We start from the raw sequence: 6863 nt of genomic DNA, 5'->3' as shown, positions 1-6863 counted from the left end.
CTCCTGGCGGGGCACGTTGTAATCGCACAGGTAGTAGTACATCTGCTGGCGCTCGGGGAAGCTCTTGTTGAGATTGGTCCAGCCGGCGGCCTTTCCGCGATCGTTGTAGATCACTCCCTGTCGGCCTCCCTCGCCATACCATTCGATGGCCACGGGTACGCCGTCGGCGTTGTCGTCCCGCAGCCAGAACCACTCTCCCTTGGGGTTGAAGCAGGCGGTCCCGTCCCAGTCGCTCAAACCGCAGCTTGCCGGGGGCGGGCTTCCAGCTGCGATGCCGGCGCGTTGGATCCCGTCCGCAGCGGCAGCGGGGGAAGCCACCAGACCTACGGCGAGCACGGCGCCGAATACTCCACCGCACAACAGTCGCGCAAGGCGCATCTCCACTCCTTCCATGAGCCGTCCGTGAACCGCGCCGCATCACCAGTGGCCAGCACGGCAGAGCCCACCCTCACATCCTCTCCAGACGCATCACATAGCCACGAACAGTCCCGGACAGTCCCGAACAGCCACGGACCGGCGTTGCTACATGCCTGGCGGCTGGAGACGCCCGGAGAGGACGGCGCAGCGGGCGCGGGGCTGACCGGGCGGTGGTGGAGGTTCCGGAGCCGGCCGACGGTGCATCCCCGCCACGCGGGGCCGGCTTCCGGGTGCAGGAGAGGACAAGGCACGCAGGACGGCCACGGTGACGGCCGATGTGCTGACCTCGTAGCGGACGAACGCGACCGATCCGACGGTGGCTTCCCGGCGATTCCGGTCGCCCTGCACTGCGACGGATCCGTATCCGTACGGGTCTCGTGCAACGGCGCCGATACGGAGCACCCGTTCCGTCGCGCCGCTGGGATCTCTCATCCCGCCGGACCCCGCAGGCGACCGGACACAGCGGTCGCACCCGAGCACTAGCTTGGTCTAGACCAAGCACGGTACGCTTCCGTCGCCACCCCCGGCCATCCCGTGGCCAGGGATCATGACTTGACATGCACACGCCTAACTGGATCTTCCTGCGGGCACGAACCCCCGCACCGGAGTCCCTACGAGCCCTCGTTCGGAGAGGAGCGGCCACGCGGACGCCGCCGCCGCGACCGCGTCAGCCACGGGTCTCCAGCAGCCACCCCGCCAACACATCGGCCCACCAGTCGCCACATCGAGATGAGGTCCCATGAACCGGCACAAAGCCACCGCCCGCACGGTCGCCGTGGCCCTGCTCGCCACCGGCCTCGCCGCCACCCCGGCAGCCGCCGCCCCCGCCGGCAGCGGGGCGAAAGCCCGACTGGGCGACACAGTCGATCGTCTTCACCGCCGCCGCAGGACAGGCCAACGACCTCCATGTGATCCCCATGGATCTCGGCGCCGGGGTCCGGCAGATCGGTTTCCGCGACGCGGTCCCGCTCGAACCCGGCGACCACTGTGCGTACCTCGAACCCGGGGACCACACCTTCGTCGTCTGCGAACTGCCCACCGGCAGCCCCCGGCCGGACAGGATCGACATCGCGCTCGGCGACCGCGACGACACGATCGTCACCAGCGACCCCGCGGTGGCCACCGTCCGCGGCGGCCCCGGGAACGACACACTGCACGCCCACACCGCACACACCGTACGGGGCGACGCGGGAGACGACATGGTCATGGGACGCGCGGTCCTGGACGGCGGCGACGGCAAGGACCATCTGATGGGCGACGACAGCGGCCAGCGGCTGTGGGGCGGCCGGGGCCACGACATGATCGAGGCGTACGGCGGTGCGGACATCGTGTACGCCGGCCCGGGCAACGACCACGCCATGGGCGGGGACGGCCACGACATCCTCCTCGGCGGCCCCGGCGACGACACACTGCACGGCGAGGGCGGCGACGACCTGGTCAGCGGCGGCCCCGGGAAGGACACCGTCGACGGCGGCCCGGGCCGCAACGTCGTCCTCCGGTAACCGCGCTCCCCGACCCCGGCGGCTCGGGGAGCCCTCACAGCCCACAGCCACCACGGACATCCACCCGCGAGGACCTGCATGCAGGAGCTGCCGAGCAGAATACCGGGCCCGGAAAGACGCTCGCCCGGGGTGGACCCGGCCGAGCGCAGCTCAAGCTTCACGTGATCACTCACGTCGGCGGGGCGGGGGAAGTCCATTGGTACGGCTTCCCCATCCGTGCTGGAGTGAGCGGATGAATCGCGAGGAAGTACTTGCCCTGTTCGACCGCCAACTGAGGCGCGGCGCACAGGCCGACAGCCCCGGAACCCGTGTCGAACGTGACGGCGACGTCGTGCGGCAGGTCGGCGCGGATCACGACTGGAACGGCGTTCTCTGGTCGGACCTCGACCAGACCACCGCGGATGTGGCGATCAGAGCCCAGGTACGGTACTTCGCCACGCTTGGGCGCGAGTTCGAATGGAAGGCATACGCCCACGACCGTCCCGGTGACCTCGGGAGGCGACTGGAGTCGGCCGGGTTCAGGCCCGAGCCGCAGGAGGCGGTCATGGTCGCACCGGTCCGGGACCTGCCCACAGACGCCACATTGCCCGAAGGCGTCCGCCTGCGTACGGTGACCGACCCCACCGGGGCAGACCTCGTGGCGGACGTCCACGAGCAGGCCTTCGGCACCAGCAGCGCCCGCCTGCGGCAGCGGCTGCTCGCCCGGCTCGCCCAGAACTCCGAAACCATCAGCCTGGTCGTCGCGATGGCCGGCGACCTGCCCGTGTGCGCGGCGCGGATGGAACTCAACCCAGGCACCGACTTCGCCGGTCTTTGGGGCGGCGGCACCGTGGCTGCCTGGCGGGGCCGGGGTATCTACCGTGCTCTGGTCGCCCACCGTGCCCGGATCGCCGCCGGCCTCGGCTACAGCTACCTTCAGGTCGACGCCACTGACCAGAGCCGCCCCATCCTGCAACGACTCGGGTTCACCGTTCTGAGCACCACAACTCCATACGTCTACGATCCCCACCGCGGGGCGTGACCCGACGACACGGCTGGCAGACGCGCCCGGCGACCTTCACAGCAGCACCGCACTGCCGGCGTCTGATCACAAGAGTCACCACCCGTCGCAACGTTCCGTTGAATCCGCCGGGGAGAGGCGGGCGGGGCGCCGTGCGGCTGAGCGGTCGGGCACGGTGCGGGGTCCGTGGGTCACCATGTCGCCGCCTGGGCCGCGGTGGCGAAGGTGACGGGCAGCAGAGCGAGTACGGCGGCCGTGGAGACACGCCTCAAGGAAGCGGTCATGCACAGGGATATCAGCGGCCCTGCCGTCACGGGGCCCGGAACGGCCGGATCACCACCTGTGGGAGTGTGGCGGTGATCATCGCAACATGACTGCGGCATCGCATGGTTGACCAGGCAGAGGCTGCTCCCGCACCCCCACCGCCCGGCCACAGGCGTTGTCAGAACTCGGTTCTGTCACAGATCTTGGGGAGCGAACGCGGAGAGTGACAGATGGCGCTTGAGCCAGGAATGGCGATCCTGGAGCTCGAACGCCGTGGGCTGACCGCTGTGGGGTCTCACAAGATCACGACAGTCCCAGGCGGAACCGGCCCCTCGCCCGCGTAGGTGTCCCCCAGTGGCGTCGACGTGGCGTCGCCCTCGGCGAGCGTCAGGCTGGGCCACGGTCCGGCGAGGACGGCGTCGTCCAGTGTGATGCCGAGGTGGTCCAGTACGAGGGCCACCACAGGTGCCATCCCGGCACCCTTGTCCTCGTGCGCGGCGAGTACCGCTTCCACCCGCTCCCACCAGGGGCCGAGCGGTTTGGACCGGGTGTGCTCCATGCCGGGCTCGAAGTACTCGACGCACTCGCCGTCACGCCAGTACTGGAAGATGTCCATTCCGTCGGTGGTTGCCACGGTGTACGCCTCAGTGCCCCGGGACAATTCTGCGAGCACTGCTTCCCCGAAGCCGATGCCGCCCTCCTCCTCAACGCAGAAGGCCCATTCACCGATCCTGCCGGACCGCAGCAGCGAGACCGCCCCGTCCCCGGACTCGCCCGGGACCAGGTCCGAGGCTGTGTCCCAGTCGAGCAGACGTGCCTGGTCCGGATCGGCCCCGTACCGGGTGAAGACCTCCCCGGGGCTCAGGCCGCGGGTAAAGGTGACGCACATCCAGGCCACCGCCCAACGGAGCGAATCCATGTCCGCGCCTGCCTTCATCTCGTGCCTCCGTCGTTCACTTTGGTACCGCGTGCCGGCCCGGCATGCCCCCGTGTTCCCGGCCATGCGCGTGACGCAACGGGGAGCCGGGCCCATGCTGCCCGATAGCCGCGGAGGCCATTGCAGCAGGATCGCCTTGCGGAGCAGTTCGAATCCGGCACGCCCGCAGAGCTGCCTCTTGATCTTCTTTATGCGGTTCACAGCGCCCCGACGCTGCCGGAGCTCCATTCCAGGGTGAGTCCGGCGGTCACGGCGTCGAGGTCTCGAAGCAGGTGGAGTGCAAAGTTGGTGAGGCCGGGCAGTTGGCCGGCGTCAACGGCGTCGATCCAGGTCGGAAGCGTGACACCGAGGCGGCAGGTGAGGATCTCGCCGAACTCGCGGACATGCCCAGCGGGCAGCATCCAGCTCCGGGCAGTGGGCCAGGACGTTCTTCAGATCGGCGCGGTCTTCCTCGCTCAGGGCAGATCCGCTGCTCCTCGGGAAGCAGACCGCTGAGACGAGCAGGGTCGGCCGTCGTGCTCACCAGGGCTTCAATGGCCAACTGGTACCGCGGACGGACCCGGCTGCCGGCCATCGCGTACGCGCGCACCACCGCCCGGTCGCCTTCGTCCGCGAAGGGCGCAGGGCGGAACGCGTGCTGGGGGTCGGTCGCTCCTCCTCCTTCCCCTGCTCAACGCGCGCAGCAGCGGCGGGCTCTCATCAGGTGCGCCCGTACCGTTCCGGCTTCCAGTTCCAGCAGCTTCGCGATCTCCGAGGGCCCGAATCCCTCGAAGGACAGGAGGAGCGGGCCGGCGTACGTGCGGTGGTGCAGGCGGGGTGGGCCGGACTGAGCGGCTGCGGTGACGACGTGCCGGCTGCCAGCGGCGACCTCCCGCACGACTGGCTGTTCCCCCGCACCGCCGCAGTCGTACACCACGCCGGGGCGGGTACCACCGGGGCCGGACTGCGGGCCGGGGTACCCGCCGTGCCGGTAGCCGTCATGGCCGACCGGCCGTTCTGGGCATCCCGGCTGCACCGGCTGGGAGTCGCCCCCCGGCCGCTGCCGTTCCACGACCTCACCGCCGAAGCCCTCGGCACCGCGATCACAGCCTGTCTGTCCGAGCCGGCCCACCGCCGCCGCGCGGCCGGACTCGCCCGCCGCACCGCCGCGGAGAACGGCGCCGCCGCGGTCCTCGCCCACGTCGGCTCACACGGCACCGGGTGAACCATCCGGTGCCGCATCGTCATCGGCATCGCGGCGCGCGGTGACAAGCGCGCGGTGACGAGCCCGCGCCTCCGGACGACGCGTCCTCGGGTCAGAAACCCGGTCCCACTTCCGTGCGGACGGCGAGTCCGGGCCGGTGGCTCTCCTCGTACGCCCGCAGCGTCCAGGTGCCGTTCGCGGAGCCCTTCGACGTCCGCGCCCGGCCCGCGGGCGAGGGCTGAACGCGGGCGGGACGCGGGCAGGACGCAGGCGGGGAGCGGACGGGGGGCGGGCCGGGTGCGGGCGGGTGCGGCCGGGTGCGGGCGGGTGGACTTTTTCGGACTCATCGATTCCACTTGCTTTCCTGTCGGTTCGCCGCGGGGCCTCTTTCGTCCGGCCGGACAAATGCTGCCCCGGATGTTTCATGCAACCCGACGAACGACATCAGGAGTTCGTGTCTCAATATCGTCGGGTGGCCAAGGACATGGAGAGCGGTACCGTGCGCAGTAGCGATGGATCCGAGAACGCGCGTGGGCCCGCGGACGGCAGCCGCGTGCTGACGATCCGCGATCTGTCGGTCGAGATCCGGCGCGGCGACCGGGTCGTCCACCCCGTCTCGGGCGTCGGTCTGGCGCTCGGCCGCGGCGAGACCCTGGGAATCGTCGGGGAGACCGGATCCGGCAAGTCCATGACCGGTCTGGCGATCATGGGCATGCTTCCGGCGGGCGGCCGGGTGACCGGCGGGTCGATCGACTTCGGCGGTACGGAACTCGTCGGGCTCCCGGCGGCGCGGTACCGGGCCCTCCGGGGCAACGACATCGCGATGGTGTTCCAGGACTCGATGACGGCGCTGAACCCCACCCGGCGCATCGGCGAACAGGTTGCCGAGCCAGCGCGGCTGCACGACGGCGCGTCGAAACGGGCCGCGCGCACGCGCGCCGCCGAGTTGCTCGCGCTGGTCGGGATACCGAGGCCGGCCGAGCGGATGGACGACTACCCGCACCAGCTCTCGGGCGGCATGCGGCAGCGCGTGATGATAGCCATGGCGCTGGTGTGCGAACCCCGGATCGTCATCGCCGACGAGCCGACCACCGCGCTCGACGTCTCCGTCCAGGCGGAGATCCTCGATCTCCTCGACGAACTCAGGTCCCGGCTGGGCATGTCGATGATCCTCATCACCCATGACATGGGGGTGATCGCCCGGCATGCCGACCGGGTGGGCGTGATGTACGCCGGGCGCGTGGCCGAGACCGGGCCGACACCCGCGCTCTTCGGCCGCACCCGGCACCGCTACACGCATGCGCTGCTGTCCTCGATCCCCTCGCTCACCCACGACCGGCGCGAGAAGCTCTTCAGCGTTCCCGGCGTGCCGCCGGACCTGGCCGTGCCGCAGACCGGCTGTCCCTTCGCGCCGCGCTGCGAGGCCGCGACGGACCGGTGCCGCGAGGAGCGGCCGGCGCTGTCGGGGGCGGACGGCGGTCACACCCACGCGTGCTGGCACCCGGTCGCCGGTCCGACGGTCCGGGACCGCCACCCACCGGCGGCCGTGCCACCGCCGGC

The 6863-nt window shown here is 70.6% G+C and carries 6 protein-coding genes and 3 pseudogenes; 4 read left to right on the top strand and 5 right to left on the bottom strand.

Translation table 11 applies throughout. The annotated features are described in order from the left end of the window. A pseudogene (locus tag ACWF94_RS28820) lies at positions 1 to 378 on the bottom strand (hypothetical protein); the annotation flags it as partial. 778 nt (positions 379 to 1156) lie between these two features. Between ACWF94_RS28820 and ACWF94_RS28815 the strand changes: the two are divergent. Both ACWF94_RS28815 and ACWF94_RS28810 read left to right on the top strand, forming a co-directional pair. Then, a pseudogene (locus ACWF94_RS28815) lies at positions 1157 to 1919 on the top strand (calcium-binding protein). A 232-nt stretch (positions 1920 to 2151) separates the two neighbouring features. After that, positions 2152 to 2940 (top strand): GNAT family N-acetyltransferase, encoded by a 789-nt coding sequence (locus tag ACWF94_RS28810; protein ID WP_453494716.1) that lies wholly within the window; start codon positions 2152 to 2154, stop codon positions 2938 to 2940. Positions 2941 to 3478: 538 nt separating this feature from the next. Here the strand turns inward: ACWF94_RS28810 and ACWF94_RS28805 are convergent. The 4 genes and pseudogenes from ACWF94_RS28805 to ACWF94_RS28790 all read right to left on the bottom strand — a co-directional run bounded on the left by ACWF94_RS28805 (position 3479) and on the right by ACWF94_RS28790 (position 4997). Then, a complete protein-coding gene (locus ACWF94_RS28805; protein ID WP_453494713.1) occupies positions 3479 to 4102 on the bottom strand; it encodes a DUF6461 domain-containing protein in 624 nt (207 codons plus the stop codon). Positions 4103 to 4317: 215 nt separating this feature from the next. Next, a complete protein-coding gene (locus tag ACWF94_RS28800; RefSeq protein ID WP_453494710.1) occupies positions 4318 to 4521 on the bottom strand; it encodes a hypothetical protein in 204 nt (67 codons plus the stop codon). A gap of 59 nt (positions 4522 to 4580) precedes the next feature. Next, positions 4581 to 4739, bottom strand: a pseudogene (locus ACWF94_RS28795) (DUF742 domain-containing protein); the annotation flags it as partial. Positions 4740 to 4790: 51 nt separating this feature from the next. Further along, the gene (locus ACWF94_RS28790) at positions 4791 to 4997 is read right to left on the bottom strand and encodes a sigma factor-like helix-turn-helix DNA-binding protein (RefSeq protein ID WP_453494707.1); all 207 of its coding nucleotides are present in this window, start codon (positions 4995 to 4997) and stop codon (positions 4791 to 4793) included. Between ACWF94_RS28790 and ACWF94_RS28785 the strand changes: the two genes are divergently transcribed. Further along, positions 4923 to 5324, top strand: a complete 402-nt coding sequence (locus ACWF94_RS28785; protein ID WP_453494704.1) for a glycosyltransferase — start codon at positions 4923 to 4925, stop codon at positions 5322 to 5324. The two genes, ACWF94_RS28790 and ACWF94_RS28785, sit on opposite strands and share 75 nt — an antisense overlap. A 478-nt stretch (positions 5325 to 5802) precedes the next feature. Next, the coding region (locus ACWF94_RS28780; protein ID WP_453494701.1) for an ABC transporter ATP-binding protein at positions 5803 to 6863 on the top strand (1061 nt) is incomplete at its 3' end.

The sequence above is a fragment of the Streptomyces sp. NPDC055078 genome (genome assembly GCF_053607985.1).
Note: the sequence above shows the minus strand (reverse complement) of the source record. Positions and strands in the feature narration are given on the sequence as shown.